Raw genomic sequence first — 23,288 nt, forward strand, 5'->3', positions numbered from 1 at the left:
CAACATAAAAGAAAAAGGAGACCGAAGTCTCCCTAAAATTAACTATTATGTTGCTTATGAAAAAATACAAACAGTTAACTTCAGAACAAAGGTACGCGATTTATTTAGGTTTAGAAAACGGTGACACCCAGCGGACGATCGCGAGCTTGATAGGTGTCAGTCCTTCAGCGGTGTCCAGGGAGTTGCAGCGCAACAAGGACAAGCGCGGGGGCTACTCGTGGCGACTGGCCCACGAGATGGCGATGGAGAGAAGGGAACGCCTGCCCGGCAACCGGGCCACCCCGGAATGGATCAAACAAAAGGTGATCCGGCTCGTGCGCAAGGACTGGTCGCCCGGGCAAATCAGCGGACACCTGAGAAAGAAGGAGAATATCCGGGTCTCCCACGAGACCATCTACAAGTGGATCCGGGAGGACAAGAAGGCCGGGGGCGACCTTTACAAGCATTGCCGTCACAGGCTCAAGCACCGCAAGAGACCGGTGGGCTCCGTTAGAGGCATCCCCAACCGCAGGAGCATCCGGGAAAGGCCCGTGGAGGCCGACGGGAAGCGCTTCGGCGACTTCGAGATGGACACGATGATAGGGGCCGACCAGTCGGAGGCGATACTGACGGTGACGGAAAGGAAGACGAACCTCGTGATGATCGGGGAACTGCCCCGCGGAAGGGACTCGAAAGGGTTGGCCAAGGTGCTGTGCCGCATGTTGCTACCCTACAAGGACGTGATAAGGACGATCACCACGGACAACGGCTTGGAGTTCGCGGCGCACGAACGGATCACGGAGATGCTGGAAGCCCCGGTGTACTTCACCGACCCCTATTCGGCATGGCAAAAAGGATCGATCGAAAACGCGAACAAGCTCATCCGGCAATACATCCCCAAGGAGGCGTCCTTCAAGGACTATCCACCCGACAGATTGAAGCGGATACAGCACAGGCTGAATGAAAGACCGAGGAAAAAATTGGACTTTAACACACCCAAAGTTGAGTTTTACAAACAATTAATGTAAATTGCACTTGCTGCTTGACTCTGCCCTTGACTTATAAAATGGTTTTTTAATTCCAAATTTTTGATATATTTGCTAATTGAAATCACTGTTGTCCGATAAAACTTTTTTCTGAAGAAGTACGAGGGCAAATCTGAGTTTGCCCATCGTACTAATAATTGTAGCTTTGTATTTAGCACAAAACAAGACTACAATGAACAAAAGTACTTATTTTTTCGGACAATCGGTTTTCGGACAGCTCATATCTATGATAGATTCAGGAATCATCGCTCGAAACAGCAAACGCCACAAGGCTGATCATTACGTGAAACGTTTCATGGCCAAGGATCACCTCATAAGCATGTTATTTTGTGTTTTCGCCAAATGCTCCTCCCTGCGAGAGGTGGCGGGCGCAATGCTCGGTCTTTCAGGCAAGACCAGGCATTTCCAACTCGGCCACATACCCTACAGGAGCACATTGTCGGACGCCAACAAGCGCCGGAGTGTTGATTTCTTCTCGGGCGTGTATCACGATTTGCTCCGCGAGTATCAACACGTGATCTCGGACACCCGGTTCAAGGCCGTGTTGAACAAGCAGGTCGAGATCTTCGACAGCACGGTCATCAGCTTGTTTCAGGACATCCTGAAGTGCGTCGGCAGAACACCCTCTAACGGTAAACGCAAAGGGGGGATCAAGGTGCACACCGTCATCAATGTGGACGAGCCCGTTCCCAAGATGGTATGGTTCACGTCCGCCGCCACGCACGACCACGCGCTGTTGAAGAAACTCAGCCCCGACGACAACACCATTTACGTCTTCGACAAGGGATACAACGACTACAAGGCCTTCAAGCTGTTCGGTAAGAAGGGGGCCGGCTTCGTCACCCGCATCAAGGACGACGCCGTTTACAAGGTGGAACAAGAGCTTCACGTTGAAGAATGTATTCATAGCGGCGTGCTGGAGGACACCATCATAGAGGTGACCGTCAAGGAGGACGATGGGCAGGGCAAGCTGATGTTGCGCAAGGTGGTGTTCTACGACAGGGTGTTGAAACGCAAGTTCGAGTTCCTCACCAACCTGTTCGACCTTCGTCCCGACATGATAGCCGCCCTTTACAAGATTAGATGGCAAATTGAATTGCTGTTCAGGCAGTTAAAAGGTAACTTCCCCTTGAAGTACTTCCTCGGGGACAACGAGAACGCGATAAAAACACAGATATATTGCGCCTTGATCGTGAACCTCTTGCTCACGGTTGTTCAAAAGCGGTTGAAACGGCGCTGGGCATTCTCGAACCTGGTATCATTTTGCAGGATACACCTGTTCAATTACTTGCATTTGATGAGATTTTTAGAAAATCCGGAACGAGACTGGCAACGGGATGACAAGAATTTAGGGATGCTCACCCTTTTCAGGGGGGCTTACTTTTGAGAATAATAGAAAACTAAAAAAACATGTCTGATAATATGACGGTTGGAAGTCAAGCAAAATTAAAATCAGTTTTTATCGGACGGCAATGATTTGAAATAGTGATACTGATGCAACGCACAAGTTTACACAGTTATTTACATGAATCCAATAGACTTTCGTAAAACAGTTGCACAGGGATAAGAAGGCACCGACACTACTCCATGACAACCGAAAACATTTGCATTCAAAAGTATAGACATTCAGACAGGGAGCAGATCCTGAAGGTGTGGGAGAGGTCGGTTGCGGCCACTCACCATTTTCTGGATCCTGGTGACTTTGAGGAGATCAGAAAGCTCGTACATGGAATAGATTTCGATCAGTTTGAGGTATATTGCCTGAAAGAGGACAAGGAGGTGGTGGGTTTTATCGGTCTTGCAGACAGGAAGATCGAGATGCTCTTTCTCTCGCCCGACCATTTCGGGAAGGGATTTGGCAGGAAGCTGGTAGAGTTTGCAGTATCTGCCCATCAGACCGACAGCGTGGATGTGAACGAGCAAAACAGAGATGCAGTGGAATTCTATGAAAAGCTCGGCTTCATGGCTTACGAGCGGAGAGAGACGGATGATCTGGGGTTTGAGTATCCCCTACTAAGAATGAGCCTGGACAGGGTGTAGAGAGTTATAGTCTCGACACAAAAGGAAGAGCGGGATTCCCGGTTTATGATCCGGGTCTCCCGCTCGATATCTTTATTATGGAACCGTTTACAAAGGTCGAGGTCCCATTTTTAATTTCAATTTGCCTCCCGAAACGATCTCCTTGAAGGGAATGAAAACAGAATCCTGCAAATTGCCGTTCAGTGATATCGATTGAACGTAGACATTCTCCTTTGAATTGTTTATCGTCTCGATCACAAATGATCCGCCACCGTAATAACTGTCGCTCAACGCAATCTCGATCTTGTCGAAGATCGGGCTACCGATCTGCAGTTGAGGTTCCTTCTCGGTCAACCCCTTCACATCGAACAGCCCAATTGCCGACATCACATACCATGCACCCAGCTGGCCCTGGTCCTCATCCTGGCCATAACCGTATCCATGCTCGCCGGTGACCCCGTAGAACTCGTCGCAGATGAGACGGGTCCATTTCTGGGTCAGGTGGGGCTTGCCGGAGAAGTTGAAGAGCCACGAAATGTGCAGGCTGGGCTGGTTTCCGTGATTGTATGGGCTTGAAAGTCCCGAGAATGCATTCAGGGTCTTTCCTCCACCAAAGATCGATTTTCTTGCTTCGGTGAAAATCGAATCGAGGCGGTGGTTGAAGAGGTCGCGACCCACCCGGTCGATCAGACTTGTCGGATCATGGGGCACAAAGAAGGTGTACTGCACCGCATTACCCTCTTGAAAACCTCTCCACGATTCCAGCGGGTTGAAATTATGGATAAAGCTGCCATCCTCCAACCGTGGACGAATCAGTTTAAGCGTATCGTCAAAGAGAAGTTCCCAACCGCCGGAAAGCTTCATCAGGCGTTCATAATCTTCGGTATGTCCGAGCGAGCTGGCCAATTGAGCTGCAGCATATGCACTGAACGAATACTCTAGGGTGTGCGAGGCCGAGAACATCGATCCGCCCTCGTGTGTTCCGAAAAAGTGACTGTTTTCGTAGGGCACATACCCTTTGTCGATAAACTTCTTGACATCCATCTTGCCGGCACCCTCGGGACGGTTCTCCCATCCCAGCTCGTTTTTCAGCACCGCGCGGTAAACCTCCTCCACATCGTAGTTGCGAATGCCGCAATTGTAGGCACCTGCCAGGGCAATGCTCACCATGTTGGTTCCCACGCCCGAAACATAACGGCTGGCAGCAATGCCGTCGCCCAACCATCCGGCATCCTTGAAGACCAGCAGCTGGCTGTTTACGAAGTCGTTGTAATATTCAGGGTAGGCAATGGCCCAAAGCGGTGTCAGGTTCCAGTAGGCACCCCATACCGCATCGGTATTGTAGTGGTTGTGCTCGGGCAGACCTTCGCTATTGAGTGGAATCTGTCCCACAGTCCCGTCGTTCTTCGGATAGGCACCGTTCACGTCGCTGGCCAGTCCCCTTCCCAGGAGTGCATGATAGAGGCCGGTGTAGAACTTGACCTTGTCGGCATCACTGCCGCCGGTAACACGAATCCTTCCCAGGTAGTGGTTCCACTTCTCTACTGCCGACTGCCTGGCTTCGTCGAAACCCAGGTCGTTCGCCTCCCGCTCGAAGTTCAAACGGGCATTGTCGATAGAGGTATAGGAGAGTCCTGTCCTGACATTGATCTGTTCGCCCTCCTTGGTGTTGAAATTGAGGCAGAGCATGGCACCGGGTCCACTGATCTCGTTGCCGGGGAGAATCTCTCCTCCCTGGTAGAAGACGTTTACCGTCTCGGCAGCACGATCCAGTTTGGCGTAGAAATACATCGAAACGGTAGCACCGGCCTGATACTTCTTCACGTACTCCGGTTCGGTGACCACATACCCTTCAACAGTGAACTCATCCACCTGCTTGACGTAGGCATCGCGAACGGCACCACTCTCACCCTGGCGGTTTCCTATATTGAATAGAATATGCGCATCGGAGGTTTCAGGAAAGGTGTAGCGTTGAAAACCGACTCGAGGGGTTGCGGTAAGTTCTACCTTGACCTGATAATCCTTCAGAATAACGGAGTAGAACCCGGGCATGGCCACCTCGTCGCTCTTCTCGAACCGTGAGCGGAAGCCGCCGTCGGGATTCTCCAACAGGCCGGGCTGGTTCTTGACCTCACCGGTAACCGGCATCAGTGAAACCCCGCCGATCTGGAATTCGTGGAAAAAGGGAAATCCATCGATGGAGGTATGGGCATCTTCATATCCGACAGCCTCCCACCCTTGCTCGTTACCGTAAGTACCGTCGGTAGAGGGCCCCAGTTTGGCCATACCAAAAGGTTGTGCGGCAGGTGTATAGAAAAACCATCGGCTATGATCAGACCCTATATTGGGGTTTACATGCGCCACGAAATTCCGTGCCGCCGGTGGGTTGCAGGCGGTAAGCAATGCCGCCGCAAGCGATAATAACAGTAATCTTGATTTCACGTTCCAGTAATTTATATATAGTTAAATCTCACCTTTTATCATTGCTGCACGGGCGTAAAACTCCGGTATGCAGGAGGCGTCCAGCAGCCATTTGGGTTTGAGCTTCTCATCCGAACGGCCTGTCCAGTCGTGATAGAAGAGGCCCGAATTGTCCCGGGCATGCTCCCAGGCATAGTCCAGTCCCTCGATGATGGCATCCACATATTTCCGGTCGCCAGTCACGTTAAAGAGTTCATGGTAGCCCCTGAACAGCACCAGATTGAACCAGGGCAAGTCGTTAATATAGGGTGTCCCCTCATCGGTACGCTTTACGAAGAAGCTGTAACTCCCCTCCGCCAGGAAGTTGGCGTTATCCAGATAGCTCTGCTCGCCGGTTGCCCTGTAGAGCGACACGGCAGCCTGAAGCAGGGTGCCGGTGTTATAGGTATAGAGGTCGGGATGTATCTTGCCCTCCTTGGTCAGCCAAGAGTTCCATACTATACCCCTCTCGGGATCCTTGAGGTATTTATCCATCCAGAAATAGAACTTCTTTCCCGTCTCCAGGTAGTAACTGTCGCCCGTGGCCTCGTATAGCTTCAACGCCAATACCATCGCCTTGCCGTTGGAGCAGGCGGGTTTCTGGTCCCTTACACCCTCAAGCCACGATACACCACCCTCATACTCGTCGTCCCAACCGCTCAGGATGAAACTCATCACCTGTTTTGCCTTCTCCAGGCAGCCTTCGTTGCGCGTCACCATGTAGGAGTCGACATAATCGATCCCCACCAGTCCGTTGTCATCGTAGTAACGGTCTACTTTCCCGAACCGTACTGGATAGGCCTGATAGCCAAACGGCATCCTGATGTTGTCATAGTATTGCTCAACGGCCATTGCCATCGAATCGAGGTAAGGAGCATACTTCTCTCCATCCAGCGCAGCGAGGCATATGGCGGACGAGAAGAGCCCGCTCATGGGCCAGAGGTAGGATACCTCCTGTGCCTGCCGTGTGGAGTCGTTGAAGTAGGTGAGATCGGGCCGGTAACTGTTCGGATAGTACTCCGAGAAGAGGCCATAGTCGGGAACACGGTAAAGCTCCCAGACCAGTTCGAACATCTCCCCTGCCCTGTCGAGATAGGGTCTCTCTTTCTGGCTGACCACACAGGAGGAGAACAGCAGCAGGAAACATATCGGTTTCACCATTGCAAAAAGTCTGATACCCATATTGCTCATTTTTTCACCGATTCACCTTTGTATATAGCGATAAGCGAGAGCGACTCCAGTGCGGCGGCCTGCATGAGCAGCTGCTCTGCCCGCTTGGGAGTAGTCCCGGTCCAGTCCTCGTAGAAGAGACCGTTGGAGAATCGTGCATTCTTCCACGCATAGTCGAGGTAGTTCACAAATGTATTGATGTAGCTGCCTGCATTGGCATGATAAGGGAGGATATCGATATATGAGCGGATCAGCTTGGTGGTAAACCAGGGATCATGGTCGGGATACGCCAGGGCCAGTTTCCCGCGGGGACGGGCAAAATAGCTGTAGGATCCCCGGGCCGATTCCGTGGCCTTGTCGAGATAGACCTGTTCGCCGGTCAGTTTAAAGAGCTGAACCCCGTTGGAGATCATCACACCCGTATTGTAGGTCCACTTGGTCTTGTTGATCGATCCGCTCGGCTTGATATCGTTCCAGTAGCAACCATCATCCGGATCGCGCAGGTTGGTGTTGATCCAGCTGTAGAGACGCTTGGCAAAAGCGAGCACTGCTGCTTTCTCACCATCGGTGCAGATGGTGTAATACTGCAGCAGGAAGTGGGTGGCATATCCGTTGGAACAGGTGGGTTTATTGGAATTTTCGTTTCCCGGGATATTCTTCTCATCCTCATTCCACCACAACCCTCCGCCGAGCAGCTGGTCCTCGCCCGATTGCAGGAAGGCGACGATATCCTTCGCCCTGGAGCGATACGACTCGTTGCCAGTGAGCCTGTAGGCCTCAACCAGGTTGATTCCAACAATGGAGTTGTCGTCATAAAAGCGGGTTCCTCCACCCTTGGTGCCGTCGGTAGAGGAGCCAAATCCTCCAATATTATTGCCGTTGGCCGAAGTACGGTAGTAGAGATCGAACCGGTTGACAAAACTGCTGTAGTCGACATTGTAACCCAGTTTGTGCAACAGGGTTACACCCGAGACAAGGCCGTCGTAAGGCCAGAGATAGGATGCGGGATTGTCACCTGCTTTCTTGGGATAGTTCTCGTTGTATAAACCGGCTGTAGCACCGTTGTTTACCCGGTAGTAGAGGTTGATCAGATCAAAAAGTTCCCTGGCCCGTTCATGATAGAGGAGTTCCTTGTCGGGCTCCTCCGGTTTAACGGGATCTGGAGGAGTGAACTCCTCCAGATCTTTTCCCCCGCATGCCAGGATGAGGGGTGTTATATATAGTAAGAACAAGTATCTTAATTTCATCAGTCGTTAATTTAACGGCGTTACATTGGTAAAGGTGTGGATCATGAGACCATCTGCGTTGGTGTTGATGGTGATGGCAGCACGGGTTCTGTCTAACGATCCCTTCATTTTCCAGAGGTGATCCCACTGACTCCAGTTGAACTCATAGAGGGCATAGAAGCTCAACGGCTCACCACCGACCGGACGTTCAGGACTTACACTGTCGTGACGTCCCCAGCACATCTCGGCACCGTTCACGTTGGCAATGAAGTAGTACCGCTCTTCGGTCCAGCCCAGCCAGCTTGGGGGATTGGTCTCGGGTCTGGAGGGATCGATGAATACGATCTGGCCTGCACCCTCAAAGATTCCGTTGCCCTTGTACTCGAGAACGGCGATATTTTCGAATGTGGCTCCCCAGATGCAGCGTACGCTTCTGCCGATCCTGTCGGTAGTCATCTTCATCGTGTTGAAGTCTACGGTCAGCCTCACCACTTCGCTGTATGACCCCATGGTGGTTGAACCGTTGCCTTCCCGAAGTTTGGCGGTCTCGTCTATATAATAGGTGAATGCCTCGCCACTGGTGGCCGATCTGAACTGAATCTCTCCTGCCGAGATGGTGGTGTAGATCTGGAACAGGCCATCCTCCACCTTGCGGAAGGGAATACCACCCTGACCGTTGTTTTCGGTTGATGATCCATACAGGAACAACTGGCTGGGTATATTGTCGATACCTTCACCGCGGGTCACCGTAATTGCGGACTGGATATCGGATTCTTTCAATACGCCTCCTTTCGAAGCCCGGACCGTCCAGATCAGCTTCCCGGTTTCCTGGGGAAGAATGCCGGCATTCCGTGCAATCGTGTTCAATGCTGCATGAGTCAGCGTTAACCGAGGCAATGCACCCTGATCACTTTTCAAAGATACTAAAGGATTTGAGAAATCACCACCTTCCTTGTCAAATAATACTTCATACAATACAATTCCACCGTCGGCAGCTCCACCTCCTGTCCATGAGAGGACGACCGGTTCGGCGGAAGTTATATCAAGCTGTATGGCTGTAGGAGAATCCAGGTGAGTGGGCAACTGGAAATCCACGTTCAATTCGTATTTCTCCTGACAGCCGACCAGGATCAGGAGGGATAATATGATATTTGCTATTTTTTTCATCGCACACTATAATTAACAGGTTGTTATTACCAATTTGCATTTTGTTCAAGGTTGGGATTGAGGTCCCGCTCAGCCTGGGGTATAGGCCAGAGGTAGTGCTTGTTCGGGTCGAACGAGCGGTTTTCGATCCGGATATAGCCGTTATCGGCGTTGGTAACGTCACCGGTCTTGAAGCCGTGGCTCCATCCGTTCAGCACATCCTGAGCAATTCTCCAGCGGAAGATATCGATATGCCTGTGGCCTTCCAGTGCAAGTTCCGAGCGACGTTCGTTCCGTACGATCTGGACAAGCTCTTCACGGCTTGCACCTGCAGGGAAATCTAAAGCAGAGGAGAGAGTGAATCCGGCACGTTCACGGATCGGCCTGATGGTCCTGTTCCATGCCGCACTGTTCAGTTCTCCAAGTTCAGCAAGCGCTTCCGCATTCATCAACAGAATATCGGCATACCTGATCAGGATCGGGTTGAGACCCGACTGCAGGCTGGCACGGTAGCTGTTGTCCCAATATTTCTTGATATAGTATCCGGTTGCCGTACAGTCGGACGAATAGCCGAAGCCATCCCGGTTGGCACCCGGTTCGCAGTTGATCGTCACTTCGCTGCCATCACTCATCCGGTAGCTATTGCCGGTGTAGATCACTGTAGCCTTCAGACGCGGGTCGCGGTTGTCATAGGGTTTGTTCTCGTCGTATAGATCCGACTCCTGGATGGTTTTTCCATCAAGCATGATGTAGTTGTCCACCAGCGACTGCAGGGGCGAGAGCTGGGAGTATCCACCCAGCGAGGGGGGCAGGAAGGAGTACATGATGCGGTGTTCACGGCTCACCGGCCTGTACTGCAGGTCGAGAATCACCTCAGAATTGTATTCGTTGGCAATTTCAAAGAGACCCGAATATGAGGGGAAGAGGGTGAAGTCTCCATCGTTCATGATCATGTTGGTGATATTCTTCACCTGCGCCCAGTTTCCTTCGAAGAGATAGATCTTTGCCATGAGCGACAAGGCGGCCCAACGGGTAATCCGTCCCTTGTTGTTGGCATCATAAGTGGTCGGAAGCGAATTGTCAGACACCACCTCATTCAGGTCGGCCAAGATATTTGCAACCACTTCAGCCTTGGGAGTCCGCTTGATCGTACGGCTCTCCTCGATCGAGAGCACCTTGGTTGAATAGGGCACATCACCGAATTTGGTGTAGAGTTCATAGTAGTGGTAGGCACGGATCACCTTGGCCTCGCCGATATACCGACTCTTCAGTGCCGGATCGAGATCCTTTACACGGTCGATATTCTCGAGCAGCTGGTTGCAGGTCCTGATGCCGGTGTAACGGTTGTTCCAGACATTCCTCACATAGTTATCCGCAGTGGAATATGAACCGTTGCCGATATTCTGCGTGTAGTCGTTCGGCTGCTTGGTGTATGCATTGTCTGTCATCGCTTCGCTATAGAGCAGCTCATCGATGCTGCCCAGGTAGAGGTAGCAGCTGTTCAGCGCCTTCAAGGCAGCTTCTTTATCTTCTTCCCAAAAGGTCAGATCCGATTCCCTATCATACGGTGCCGTATCAAGATCGACACAGGCGGACATTTGGATCAAAAGCAGGGCCGACAAGGCCAGTAGTTTTATATATGTTTTCATTATAATATCTAATTAGAATTTAATATTTAATCCAACAGAATAAACGCTGGTAACCGGGTAGGCACGTCCACTGCCATCTGCCGTGTATTCGGGGTCATACCCACCCTTCATCTTGGTGAAGGTCAACGGGTTTTGAGCGCTGACGAAGAGATTCAGATAAGTAAGTCCCAGCGGCTGAATCACTTTGCGCGGCACGATATAACCGAACTGTATATTTTTCAGTCTGAGGTATTTGGCATCCTGGATCCAGAAATCAGATTTTGCAGCATTGTTTGCCGATTCACTTCCCATGGTGAGACGCGGATAGGTAGCATCCAGGTTGTTCGGAGTCCAACGGTCCATATGGAAATCGTGTACCGGACCTTCATTGTTGTTGTGGAACGCTTCAACCGATTCACCACGCATCCATTTGTTTCTTTTTCCTACACCCTGCATGAAGAGGGAGAAATAGAAATCCTTGTAGTTCACGCCATAGGTAAATCCGTAAGTGTACCTGGGGAAATCGTTTCCTACGATAAAGCGGTCATTGTCGGGATTGATCACACCGTCGCCATTCTTGTCGACATACCTGATATCACCCGGCTTCGGGGTAATTCCTTCCAGATGGGGTCCTTTGGCAACCTCTTCCTCGTTCTTGAAGAAACCGTCGGAACGGTAAGCGTAGTAGGAGAAGAGCGGATATCCCTCCTTGATGATGGTGTTGACATCGTAACCACCGATGATCTCGGTACCGTGGTTATCAACCACCTCATTGAAGCTGTCGGCAATATTTCCCCTGAAGTCGTGGGTAAACATGCCTGTCTTCAGGCGGTAGTTGAGTGAGAGCTCCCATCCTCTTGTCTCTACCGAGCTGGCATTCTGGATGGGTGAGCTAAATCCGTAGAGTCCCGGTACGGGAAGATTGACCAAAATATCTTTCGTCAGGTTGTTGAAGAGGTCGATGGTCACATTGAGATCGTTGTTCAGCAGACCAAAATCGAAACCGATGTTAGCCATCCGGGTGGTCTCCCACTTGATGTCGGGGTTGGCCGAAGAGAAGAGTGCAGTTTCGGCCAGCTTGTCGCCGAAGCTGATGTCGTTGGTAGTGGTTACGGTACGCATGTACTGATATGCTCCGATCCGGTTGTTACCTACCAGACCCCATGAACCCCTCACTTTCAACGACGGGATGTAGTCTGACATATCACTCCAGAAGTTCTCTTCCGATACGCGCCATCCTGCAGAGAAGGAGGGGAAGAGACCCGAACGGTTCCCTTTGGCAAAATAGGAGGAGTAGTCGTTCCGGATGTTCAGTTCGAGCAGATACTTTTCGCTGTAGTTGTATGTTGCCCTGGCAAAGCCGGAGTAGATGGACCAGTCGCCCGCGCCACCACTGTTGCTGACATTGGCACCGGAAAGGTCCCCCACAAAGATGTCAAACTTGCCGTCCTCGGTCAGCCTTGAGGTGGAGAACTGCCTGTCGGAAAATCCTTCATAGGCATATCCGATCAATCCCCCTACGGTGTGGTTGCCGAATGATTTGTTGTATGAAGCCAGCAAGTTGGTCGTAATGTTCTTCGAGCGATAGAACTGCTCAGTCAGCTTGTTCTCGGCATCGCCGGTTCCTTCAAATGCGACACGTTTCTCATGCATGTTGTTGTTCCAGACCCTGCCGCCGGTGCTTCCGATCAGTTTCAAGCCCTCGATGACCTCCCACTCAGCTTTCAGCGTGCCGAGAAGTTCATCGTTCACGTTACGGCGATAACCTCCATCCTGCAAACGTTGCAATCCGTTGGAATTACTGCCACTGGGGTAGTTGTAGCTTCCATCCTCCTTGTAAACGGGATAGATGGGCGGCATACGGTTTGCCTGCTCGATGATCCACTCTGTCCAGTAGGCATGCTCCTTGATATCGTTTCTTGCAAACTGCGAGGTGACGTAAAGGGTCAGGTTGGGTTTCACCTTGTGGGTAAGGTTCAAGCGACCGTTGTAGCGTTGATATCCGTAATCGGGGCCCTTGAACATGCTGTTCTGGTCGAGATAGCCGACAGAGGCCAGGTAGGAGAGCTGGTCGTTTCCTCCGGTCATCGAGAGGTTGTGCGAACTTTGCGGGGTATTGGTCTTGTAGAGTTCCCGTACCCAGTTCACATTGTAACCACCGTTACGGAATCCATCGATATCCTCGCGGGTGAATTTGGTCGGTCTGCCTGAATTTACGGCGGCTTCATTATAAAGCTCGGCGTAAATCCAGGAGTCCGCTATCCGGGGTAACATCGTTGGATTCTGAACACCGTACTGGAAGTCGTAATTGATCTCCACCTTGCCTGCAGCACCTTTCTTCGTTGTTACAAGAACAACACCGTTTGATGCGCGCGATCCGTAAATGGCGGTTGAAGATGCATCCTTCAGGATTGAGACGTTCTCGATATCTGCCGGATTGAGGTTGGCGAGCGATCCCTCAATTCCGTCGATGATGACCAGCGGGTCATTGTTGTTCATCGTGTTCAATCCACGGATATTGATGGCGGGTGCGCTACCCGGATTGGAAGATCCCTGCTGGATGATAAGTCCCGGCGTTGTTCCCTGCAATGCCTCAAGCGCATTGGAGATCAGCTTGCCTTCGAACTCCTTGGTCGATACCGACGAAACGGCACCGGTGAGATTGATCTTCCGCTGTGTTCCGTATCCGACGACAACCACATCCTGCAGCGCAACGACATCTGCCGTAAGCTCCACGTTGATAAATTGGCGTCCTTCAACTGGAACCTCCTTTGTTCCGTATCCGATATAGGATACTACCAGTGTACCGTTTGAAGCCACGTTCAGTGTAAAATTACCGTCGATATCGGTAGCAGTACCGCTGGATTGACCCTTGATCAGAATCGTGGCACCGATAACCGGTTCCCCGTCTGCCATTACATTCCCCTTCACCGTGATCGTTCCGGTCTGAGCGTGAATGTATGGTATCGATAACATACTTAGGTATAGTATGAGTAAAATACCTTTTGCCCGACTTTTCAGTTCGAGCAACGTGCTGTAAATCTTGTCAGATTGCACTGTTCTTGCTTTTTGTTGCGTCATAACATCAAGTGTTTGAATGAATTAATTACTTATTTTCAGGATTATAGATTATTTAATGCATAATTATACGCTCCAAGGGCTATCGCGTTGTTCGTTCCTATCCTGCTTACCGCAACCCCGATCTTTTTCACCGATTGGTAGATTACCTCCCGGCCGCTTTCAGGAACGATTACAGAGAAAGAGTCATCTTTCAAGAAGGCGGCATGCTCCTTTTCATCTTCCAGGTTGTACACCTCCATCTGCAGACGAGGGAACTTCACTCCGCTCATGGTTTCACGGTACCCTTTCATCTCCCTGATCAGCGAGGGTAAGATGAACTCATGAGCGTTGGCGATTCCTCCTCCGATAACCACTATTCCATCCACAATATTGAGCGACTCGGCAATGGTGTAGCCGGCAACCTCGCCGAGGGTCTCAAAACTCTTCACGGCAGCTTCGCGATCCCCGTCGCCGATGCCTTTAGCGATCTCGTAGATCTCCTTCGGCGTGAGGGTAGTCCGCTTTCCGGTAAGTTCATTGTAGACTCTTGTCACTGCCCGAATGCTCACCCCCTCCTCTGCAAGAAGGCGGTTGTCCAGTTTGTTTGCCGACAGCCAGACGTCGCCGCCGCAGCCGTTGTCGCCCAGCAGCAGCTGGTTGTTGATGACGACTCCGCCTCCGAAACCGGTGCCCAAAGTGACAGCCAGCAGGTTGCTGTACCGTTTTGGATTGCCAGCGCTTTCCAGCTGCCGGTTCACCTCGGGCAATACCCCCGCAAGGGCCTCGCCGTATGCAAAGAGATTTCCGTCGTTATTGATGAATACGGGAATCTTGAATTTGTTCATCAGGTAAGGACCCAATGCGACTCCTCCCCTGAATGCGGGGAAATTTGGCAGATCCCCGATGATGCCGTTGATATAATCGGCCGGGCCAGGGAATGCGAAACTGATTGCTGCCGGCTCCCCGTCGATCCGGCTGATCGCCTCATTGAACCCGAACACAATGACCTTCAGGCATTGCTGCAGATCGTCGGGATAAGCGGGAAGTTCAATAGGCTGGATAATTTCGATGTTGTCACGGATAGCAGAAAAGACGAAGTTGGTGCCACCGGCATCGAGTGTCAGTACGGTTTGCAACTTATCGTGTGGCATGATTATCTTTTTTTGGTATGAAAATCAGTATTATTACAAGGGAGATAGCCAGAATGGCAAGGGAGGCGGCAATACCCCAAAGATCGTTGACCATCCCCAGCAGCGGCAATATCACCGCCCCGCCGGAGACTCCCATGATCATCAGTGCCGATACCTCATTGGATCGATCAGGCTTTTCGTTCAATGCAAAGGAGAAAATGATGGAAAAGAGATTGGCGCAGGCCAGCCCGATGATGAAGATGGCCGACAGGAGAATCCACCCTTCGGTTGCAACCGTCAGGGGCACAAACGCTGCAATGGCCAACAGCAGGGATACCTTCAGAAACCGTATTGGCGAGACCTTGAGCAGCAGGAATGAGCCCACGAGTGTTCCCGCGATCTTCGCTAAGAAATAGAGGCTGCTGGCCAGTCCGGCACGGTTCAGCTCCAGACCTGCCCTCTTCATCATCAATTCAGGTGCGGTGGTGTTGATTCCCACATCGAGACCGACAATCAGGATAATGGAGAGAAAAGCGAGAAAGAGGGGTCTCTCCTTCAATAACCCCAGCACCGAACTGAAAGAGGTGCGGGAAGTTCCCAGGTTGGTATCACCAACAGTATCGGTAGAGCCAGAGAGGGCTAGAAAGAGGATGGGCAGCAGGGTGACGATGGCAAGCAGCGGAAAAGCCAGCTTCCAGTCGCCCCAGGCAGTAACCATCCCCCCAGCGATAATCGGTCCCAATAGAGAGGAGATCGACTTAACAAACTGCCCCGCGGTCAGGATACTCGCGGTCTTCTCGCGGTTGAAAAGCGATGCCACGAGGGGATTCAACGAGACCTGCAGCAGGGTGTTGCTGATACCCAACAGCGAGAAGCCGACCAGAACCCAGACAAAACGGTAGGCCACGAAGGGAATGAGAAGTGCCACGGCAGTGATGATCAGGGCCAGCAGTACGCTCTTCTGCTTGCCGATCCGTCCCATCAGAATACCTGCGGGGATCGAGAAGAGGGCAAACCAGATAAAGACCATCATGGGAATGGTATTGGAGAGTGTGGCCGACAGCCCGAAATCGCTCTTGACGTAGTTGGTGGCGATGCCCACTATATCGACAAAACCCATGATGAAAAAGCCTGAAAAAACGGCTACTTTGGAGAACCATCCGATCTGTTTATCGTTTTCCATACGGTTGCTATTAATATCGTACAGTTGCCTTGACGGTCATGCATGTTTTCCCTTCCGACTTTCCGTACGGACGGATCCGGTACTCCTTCACCGCAGCCGGAATAATAAAGGTTTCCGCATAGTGTACCAGGTAGGGCTCAAAATCTCCAGTGGGGGATTCAACCACCACTTCGTCGCCTTCTACCAGGCAGAGCACGTTGACCGAATTGCCGGTATGGTGTGTCACTGGTTTCTCGAAGGTGTGCCTGCGGGTCTCGATAAACTGGTTCTCGTGCAGCCCGGTCTTCTCCTCCTTCCAGCCATCGCCGGTGGCAACCTCCTGGAAGCAGTTGACCAGCTCTCGTTTTATAAATTCGGTATCCCGTTGCCAGTTGATCACCTTCTCGCCGCGATCGATATTGATCGGTCTCGGTTTGCCGTCAAGTCCCAGACGTCCCCAATCCCACAACTTGAAGGTGTAGAGATTGGGGGTAGCGCTGATCTCAAGTACCACTGTATCCTTACCCGAGCAGTGGATTGTGCCCGAGGGGATCAGGAAATGGTCATGCTTCTTCGCTGGAACGATGTTCACATACTTCTCCGCGTCGAACGTCGTCCCCTCCTGCTGAGCCTTGCGGAGGTCGCCAATCATTGCTTCGGGATCGATGCCGCTCTTCACACCCAGATAAACCGTTGAATCCTCACGGGCATCGACAATGTAATAGCTCTCCTCTTGTGTATAGTGCAGACCGAAGTTCTCCCTGGCAAACTCAATGTGAGGGTGCACCTGGAGACTCAGGTTGCCTCCGTCGATGGTATCGAGAAAATCGAAACGGATGGGAAAATCCTTTCCGAATCTTGCCTCCACCGGTTCACCGAGCAGCTCTCTACTTTTGGTGTAGACCAGGTTGACCGACGGCATCTCGAAGATCTCACCGTCGATCTGCAGCAGCAGGCTGTTCTCCTCAGGCACGCAGTCGAAACACCAGCCATAATTCGCCACCGAACGGTCGAGACCACAAACCTCCTTCATCCACTGTCCACCCCACGGTGCCGGATCAAAGAAAGGTACCACGCGGAAAGGTATCCGGCAGATCTTCTCCATGGCAGCATGGAAAGTCTTCTTGTCGATCAGTTTCGGTTCAGACACCGTATCCAGCCAGTAATCCACCCGCGAATACAACCCTTTCTTATGTTTGTCCAGGACCCTCCAGTCAATGAAAAGCCCCCTCTTATACTGAATGGAAAAGGGGACTCTGCTGTCATCAACACCCAGGCCGTTCACCTGCTGCCTGCGCATCCGCTGCTGAATCTCCCAGCGTGGCATGTCGGCATAGATCAACAGGTCGGGATCTGCCACCAAGGTAGCCCCGGCACCGAACAGAATCACGTTCCCGTTCTCTCTGGCTTCGGCAATACGTTTCTTTATCTCCGACAGCTTTTCCCGGTCGAAATAGTCGGCAATGGAAAGATTACTCATATAACCGAAAAGAGCATCATCGGTCATAAAAGTGGATGTCATCTCCTCAACGGCCTCCTTCGACTTGAACAGGTCGCGCGTATCTACAAAAAGCTGATGCGGCAACTCTCTCATTGTCGACATCACCTCCTGGTAGTGTATGCCGGTGTAGCACTCAATGGCAATTATGTTTTCCCGGCCTTCTCTTTTGATTTCCTGAAGAATAGCAGGCCAACCTTTTTTCAATACTCCCCCTTCAATGACCGTTGAGGGGAATTTCTGATATGTACTCATTATAAAATCAATTTGTATAATCTTTTAACAGTTTGTTCATACATATTGCGCAAAGATACGAGATGAAATTTTAATTACAAATATTGTCTTGATTTTTTTATATAATTGTTGGTTAATTAACGTAAATTGGTCACAGTAGCTATCCTATCTGGTTTCTCAACCGTAACATACTGATTCATCGATTATATAATCATATCTGTTTTCTGGCGGCGAATGGAGCAATACTATTTTAGAAAGCTACATTTTATCACAAATGGTGCAACTTTTTACAATATGTACCAACATAATTGCAGAAAAATTTATCAAATTGTCTAAAATTATTAGAACATATTAATTTTTATTCCTAATTTTACGTTAAATTTTCGGGTCGGGCAGCAATACCCTCATTGAGCATTGATCGCCCGCCCCATTATCATTTAACTGAAAAATGAAACCATATGATTGACAAGGAGAGCAGCATCCCGCTTCACAAACAAGCTGAATTCTACTTGCGCCGGCTGATCGAGATGGACAAGTACAAGAACGGAAAGATGATTCCCAACGAGATTGAATTGTCCAGACAAATGAACATATCGCGAAATACACTTCGACAGGCAATCAACAAGCTTGTACACGAAGGGCTGTTGATCCGCAAGCGGGGGATAGGCACATATGTCGCCATGGGCAAGTTTTCGAGCGAGGCGACCAACTGGTTAAGCTTCTCTCAAGAGATGAGGCTGTTGGGAATAGAGGTTGAGAACTTCGAACTGCATATCTACCGCCAACGTCCCACAAACGAAGCCAAACTCTTTTTCAACATCAACGACGATGAGACAAAAGTGCTTCGGATCGAGCGGCTGAGGGGCAAGGTCGATTTTCCCTTTGTCTATTTCGCATCGGAGTTTAATCCCGAGATTCCCCTTACCGGCAATGAGAACTTCAACCTTCCTCTCTACGATATCTTGCGGGATGAATTCAACATCATCGTAAAGAGTTCGCGCGAGGAGATCAGTGCCGTCCCGGCCGGCCATTTCCTGGCAGAGAAGCTGGATATGGAATTGGGTGAGCCGGTCCTCGTAAGGAAAAGGCTGGTGAGTGACATCGAGGGGAGACCGGTGGAGTACAATATCGGTTGGTACCGGGGTGACTCATTTACCTACAAGATTGAATGTAACCGGAAAGAGGATTATCAATCGCCCTAATAAACCGCCCTTGCCGTTCGGGAAATATAAAATAAAATATTAACTTTATCGCCATTTGCTGCAGAATCGTGATGACCGGACCGCATCTCCGGTCACCAGAGGCTGTGCAACCGAAGAAACAGAAACAATAAACTGAGATCCATGAAACTGAAGAAAAGCTTACCGATGCTGGCACTGCTGTTTCTGACCGGCGGGGCCATGAGTGCACAAAACCGACTGATTATCGAAGTCGACAAAGAGAGCAACACCATCAGCCGGCATATCTACGGTCATTTTTCCGAACATCTCGGACGCTGCATCTATGGCGGCTACTGGGTAGGTGAAGACTCCCCCACCCCAAACACCCGCGGCATTCGCAACGACGTGGTGGAGGCACTGAAAGAGATAGAGATCCCCAACCTGCGTTGGCCCGGGGGATGCTTCGCCGATGAGTACCACTGGATGGATGGCATCGGTCCCCGCGATAAACGGCCCAAGATGATCAACACCCACTGGGGAGGGGTGGTGGAGGATAACAGCTTCGGCACGCATGAGTTTCTCGACCTGTGCGAACAGTTGGGCGCTGAGCCCTATATCAGCGCCAATGTGGGCAGCGGCACCGTGGAGGAGATGTCGAAATGGGTGGAGTATGTCACCTTCGACGGCGAGAGCCCGATGGCCAACCTGCGCCGTCAGAACGGGCGCAACAAGCCCTGGAAAGTAAGGTTCTGGGGTATTGGCAACGAGAGCTGGGGCTGCGGTGGGAACATGGAGCCCGACTACTACGCCAATCTATTCCGCCACTATGCTACCTTTGCCAGGAACTACGGCGACAACCGGGTGTACAAGATTGCCTGTGGTGCCAACGGTGGTGATTACAACTGGACCGAAACGGTGATGAGGCAGGCCGGACGGCACATGCATGGTCTCTCGCTCCACTACTACACAGTTCCGAAGGATTGGAACGACAAGGGATCGGCCACCAGTTTTGATGAAGCTGAATATTTCACCACCATCCAGAAGACCCTCTATATGGATGAGCTGATTACCAGGCACGGTGCCATCATGGACCGTTTTGACCCGCAAAAGCGGGTGGGATTGATTATCGATGAATGGGGAACTTGGTACAATGTGGAGCCGGGAACCAATCCCGGATTCCTCTATCAGCAGAACTCGCTGCGCGATGCCATAGTGGCAGGGATCAACCTCAACATCTTCAACAACCATAGCGACCGTGTACAGATGGCCAACCTGGCCCAGACAGTAAACGTGTTGCAGTCGGTCATCCTCACCGATGGGGAGAAGATGTTACGTACCCCCACCTACTGGGTCTATTACCTCTACAAGGCACACCAGGATGCCACCCGCCTGCCCGTCTCGTTAACCTGCAACAAATATCGCCTGGGGAACAGGGAGATCGACGCGGTAAGCGTCTCTGCCTCGAAGGATAGGAACGGCAAGATCCATGTCACGCTGGTCAATGCCGATCCCAACAACGAACAGCAGATCAGCGCCCAGCTGATCGGAGCAGCGGTGAAACGGGTAACCGGTCAACTGCTCACTTCGGCCAAGATCAACGATTACAACACTTTCGATCATCCGGATAAAGTAAAGGTGACCAACTTCAAGGGGGCATCCCTGAAAAACGGCAACCTCTCGGTTGTACTCCCCACCAAATCGGTCGTCATGCTCGAATTAGAATAAGTCAATCAATGCGTATGAGTAAATATGTTATCGGACTGGATTACGGCACCGACTCATGCCGTGCCATCATCGTAGATGCTGCCAACGGAAAGGAGATAGCCTCCGCAGTGAAATACTATCCCCGCTGGATGAAGGGTTACTATTGCGATCCGCACACCAACCGCTACCGGCAACATCCCCTCGACTACATCGAAGTACTGGAGGAGAGCATCCGGGAGGCACTCTCCAGATCGCCTGAAGGAACTGCAGAGCGGATTGTGGGCATAGGGGTCGACACCACCGGCTCCACGCCGGTACTGACCGACCGCCAAGGCACCCCCCTGGCACTTCTTCCGCAGTTTGCAGAGAATCCCAATGCCATGTTCGTTCTCTGGAAAGATCACACCGCAGTGAAGGAGGCCGGAGAGATCAACAGGCTGGCAAAAGAGTGGGAAACCGATTACACCGCCTATGAAGGCGGAATCTACTCCTCCGAATGGGTCTGGGCCAAGATGCTCCATATGCTTCGCGAAGATGAACAACTGCGTCACGTAGCCTACTCCTGGGTAGAACACTGCGACTGGATTCCGGGACTGCTTACCGGCAACACCATGCCGGAAACCATGCTTCGTAGCCGTTGTGCCGCAGGTCACAAGGCGATGTGGCACGAGAGCTGGGAGGGACTCCCATCGGAAAAGTTCCTTACCACCCTCGATCCGCTGCTGACCGGTTTCCGTCAGCATCTCTACCGCAAGACATACCCGAGTGACACCCGTGTTGGATATCTCACCGAAGAGTGGGCCCGCAAGCTGGGACTTACCACCAACGTTGCCGTGGCTGTCGGGGCCCTGGATAGCCACATGGGCGCGGTGGGGGTGGAGATCAAACCGGGCGATTTTGTAAGGGTGATCGGTACCTCTACCTGCGACATCATGGCCGTTCCTTACGAGGAGATGGGCAACCGGCTTATACCGGGCATCTGCGGTCAGGTAGACGGATCGGTCATCCCCGGGATGATCGGACTGGAAGCGGGGCAGTCGGGTTTCGGCGATATCTACGCCTGGTTCAAACGGTTGCTGGAGTGGCCAATTCGCAACATCATCGCCAAAAGCGAACTGATTAATCCCGAAACGAGGGAGAGACTGATCGAAGAGGTATCCACAGCCATCATTCCGGAGCTGACCAGAGAGGCAGAGAAGGTGCCAGCAGGTGAAAGTACCATCCTGGCCACCGACTGGATGAACGGACGTCGCACTCCCGATGCCAACCAGCTCCTTAAAGGTTCACTCACGGGATTAACGCTGGGCAGCTCGGCTCCCCTGATTTTCCGGGCACTGGTGGAGGCCACCGCTTTCGGCTCAAAGGCGATTGTTGACCGACTCCTGGAGAACGGCATCGAGATCAAGCAGGTTATCGGTATCGGCGGCATCTCATTGAAATCACCCTTTGTGATGCAGACGATGGCCGATGTGCTGGGCATGTCGATCAAGGTTGCCCGCACAGAGCAGTCGTGCGCCTTTGGCAGTGCCATGTTCGGGGCAGTGGCTGCAGGTCTCTACCGGAAAGTGGAAGAGGCACAACAGGCTATGGGACAGGGATTTGTTACTACCTACCACCCCAATGAGCGGAATCATCAGCTCTATAGCGAGCTTTACAGAAAATACCAGCGACTGGGCAAGTTTACCGAAGAGGAGTTACGTCAATCCTGACAGGATAGAACAGGGTTAAAAGAGATGCAGCCAGGCGTCACGAGATGTGCGGCCTGGCTGCTGCATTAGCCAGTGAACTGTGTTGGATTCGAACCAACGACCTCTGCCCTGTCAAGGCAGCGCTCTAAACCAGCTGAGCTAACAATTCGGATATACAAAAGTATAACAAATCCTTCAAATAACCAAACGAAATTTCGGTTTGGCAGAGTCAAGCAGCAAGTGCAATTTACATTAATTGTTTGTAAAACTCAACTTTGGGTGTGTTAAAGTCCAATTTTTTCCTCGGTCTTTCATTCAGCCTGTGCTGTATCCGCTTCAATCTGTCGGGTGGATAGTCCTTGAAGGACGCCCCCTTGGGGATGTATTGCCGGATGAGCTTGTTCGCGTTTTCGATCGATCCTTTTTGCCATGCCAAATAGGGGTCGGTGAAGTACACCGGGCTTCCAGCATCTCCGTGATCCGTTCGTGCGCCGCGAACTCCAAGCCGTTGTCCGTGGTGATCGTCCTTATCACGTCCTTGTAGGGTAGCAACATGCGGCACAGCACCTTGGCCAACCCTTTCGAGTCCCTTCCGCGGGGCAGTTCCCCGATCATCACGAGGTTCGTCTTCCTTTCCGTCACCGTCAGTATCGCCTCCGACTGGTCGGCCCCTATCATCGTGTCCATCTCGAAGTCGCCGAAGCGCTTCCCGTCGGCCTCCACGGGCCTTTCCCGGATGCTCCTGCGGTTGGGGATGCCTCTAACGGAGCCCACCGGTCTCTTGCGGTGCTTGAGCCTGTGACGGCAATGCTTGTAAAGGTCGCCCCCGCGCTTGTCCTTGTTGCGCTGCAACTCCCTGGACACCGCTGAAGGACTGACACCTATCAAGCTCGCGATCATCCGCTGGGTGTCACCGTTTTCTAAACCTAAATAAATCGCGTACCTTTGTTCTGAAGTTAACTGTTTGTATTTTTTCAT

The 23,288-nt window shown here is 51.6% G+C and carries 15 protein-coding genes, 1 tRNA gene and 1 pseudogene; 6 read left to right on the top strand and 11 right to left on the bottom strand.

Annotated features, from left to right (window positions below; all coding sequences use genetic code 11):
* Positions 1-56: 56 nt before the first annotated feature.
* The 3 genes from ING2E5A_RS09470 (at position 57) to ING2E5A_RS09480 (ending at position 3,065) form a co-directional block, all read left to right on the top strand.
* The gene (locus tag ING2E5A_RS09470; RefSeq protein WP_071137197.1) at positions 57-1,007 is read left to right on the top strand and encodes an IS30 family transposase; all 951 of its coding nucleotides are present in this window, start codon (positions 57-59) and stop codon (positions 1,005-1,007) included.
* Positions 1,008-1,197: 190 nt separating this feature from the next.
* Positions 1,198-2,412: an IS4 family transposase gene (locus tag ING2E5A_RS09475; RefSeq protein ID WP_071136342.1), complete on the top strand. Its 1,215-nt coding sequence runs from the start codon at positions 1,198-1,200 to the stop codon at positions 2,410-2,412.
* A 200-nt stretch (positions 2,413-2,612) separates the two neighbouring features.
* Positions 2,613-3,065, top strand: a complete 453-nt coding sequence (locus ING2E5A_RS09480; RefSeq protein WP_071137198.1) for a GNAT family N-acetyltransferase — start codon at positions 2,613-2,615, stop codon at positions 3,063-3,065.
* An 87-nt stretch (positions 3,066-3,152) separates the two neighbouring features.
* Here ING2E5A_RS09480 and ING2E5A_RS09485 read toward each other — a convergent pair whose 3' ends face one another.
* The 9 genes from ING2E5A_RS09485 to ING2E5A_RS09525 all read right to left on the bottom strand — a co-directional run bounded on the left by ING2E5A_RS09485 (position 3,153) and on the right by ING2E5A_RS09525 (position 17,779).
* The gene (locus ING2E5A_RS09485) at positions 3,153-5,486 is read right to left on the bottom strand and encodes a GH92 family glycosyl hydrolase (RefSeq protein ID WP_083373282.1); all 2,334 of its coding nucleotides are present in this window, start codon (positions 5,484-5,486) and stop codon (positions 3,153-3,155) included.
* Between the two features lie 21 nt (positions 5,487-5,507).
* Positions 5,508-6,686, bottom strand: a complete 1,179-nt coding sequence (locus ING2E5A_RS09490) for a glycoside hydrolase family 76 protein (RefSeq protein WP_071138304.1) — start codon at positions 6,684-6,686, stop codon at positions 5,508-5,510.
* A gap of 5 nt (positions 6,687-6,691) precedes the next feature.
* Entirely contained in the window at positions 6,692-7,921 is a 1,230-nt protein-coding gene (locus ING2E5A_RS09495; protein WP_071137199.1) for a glycoside hydrolase family 76 protein, read from the bottom strand.
* 6 nt (positions 7,922-7,927) lie between these two features.
* A complete protein-coding gene (locus tag ING2E5A_RS09500) occupies positions 7,928-9,067 on the bottom strand; it encodes a SusE domain-containing protein (RefSeq protein ID WP_071137200.1) in 1,140 nt (379 codons plus the stop codon).
* Between the two features lie 26 nt (positions 9,068-9,093).
* Entirely contained in the window at positions 9,094-10,695 is a 1,602-nt protein-coding gene (locus ING2E5A_RS09505) for a RagB/SusD family nutrient uptake outer membrane protein (RefSeq protein ID WP_071137201.1), read from the bottom strand.
* A gap of 12 nt (positions 10,696-10,707) precedes the next feature.
* A complete protein-coding gene (locus tag ING2E5A_RS09510) occupies positions 10,708-13,650 on the bottom strand; it encodes a SusC/RagA family TonB-linked outer membrane protein (protein ID WP_317039822.1) in 2,943 nt (980 codons plus the stop codon).
* A gap of 146 nt (positions 13,651-13,796) precedes the next feature.
* On the bottom strand, positions 13,797-14,888 hold the full coding sequence (locus tag ING2E5A_RS09515; RefSeq protein ID WP_092033979.1) for an ROK family protein: 1,092 nt from the start codon (positions 14,886-14,888) through the stop codon (positions 13,797-13,799).
* Positions 14,872-16,047, bottom strand: coding sequence for an MFS transporter (locus ING2E5A_RS09520; protein ID WP_071137203.1), 1,176 nt, complete (start codon positions 16,045-16,047; stop codon positions 14,872-14,874). The genes ING2E5A_RS09515 and ING2E5A_RS09520 overlap by 17 nt, the downstream gene beginning before the upstream one ends.
* Positions 16,048-16,057: 10 nt before the next feature.
* The gene (locus ING2E5A_RS09525) at positions 16,058-17,779 is read right to left on the bottom strand and encodes a class I mannose-6-phosphate isomerase (RefSeq protein WP_071137204.1); all 1,722 of its coding nucleotides are present in this window, start codon (positions 17,777-17,779) and stop codon (positions 16,058-16,060) included.
* A gap of 437 nt (positions 17,780-18,216) precedes the next feature.
* Here ING2E5A_RS09525 and ING2E5A_RS09530 point away from each other — a divergent pair, with 437 nt between their 5' ends.
* The 3 genes from ING2E5A_RS09530 to ING2E5A_RS09540 all read left to right on the top strand — a co-directional run bounded on the left by ING2E5A_RS09530 (position 18,217) and on the right by ING2E5A_RS09540 (position 22,331).
* The gene (locus ING2E5A_RS09530) at positions 18,217-18,960 is read left to right on the top strand and encodes a GntR family transcriptional regulator (RefSeq protein WP_071137205.1); all 744 of its coding nucleotides are present in this window, start codon (positions 18,217-18,219) and stop codon (positions 18,958-18,960) included.
* A gap of 198 nt (positions 18,961-19,158) precedes the next feature.
* Complete coding sequence (locus ING2E5A_RS09535; RefSeq protein ID WP_071138306.1) at positions 19,159-20,643, top strand: alpha-N-arabinofuranosidase; 1,485 nt, start codon at positions 19,159-19,161, stop codon at positions 20,641-20,643.
* An 8-nt stretch (positions 20,644-20,651) separates the two neighbouring features.
* On the top strand, positions 20,652-22,331 hold the full coding sequence (locus ING2E5A_RS09540) for a ribulokinase (protein ID WP_071137206.1): 1,680 nt from the start codon (positions 20,652-20,654) through the stop codon (positions 22,329-22,331).
* A 73-nt stretch (positions 22,332-22,404) separates the two neighbouring features.
* On the opposite strand, the gene ING2E5A_RS09545 is transcribed toward ING2E5A_RS09540, so the two are convergent.
* Positions 22,405-22,479, bottom strand: a tRNA-Val gene (locus ING2E5A_RS09545).
* A 78-nt stretch (positions 22,480-22,557) separates the two neighbouring features.
* Positions 22,558-23,288: pseudogene (locus ING2E5A_RS09550) on the bottom strand (IS30 family transposase).

The sequence above is a fragment of the Petrimonas mucosa genome (assembly GCF_900095795.1).
GTDB classification, from domain to species: Bacteria; Bacteroidota; Bacteroidia; order Bacteroidales; family Dysgonomonadaceae; genus Petrimonas; species Petrimonas mucosa.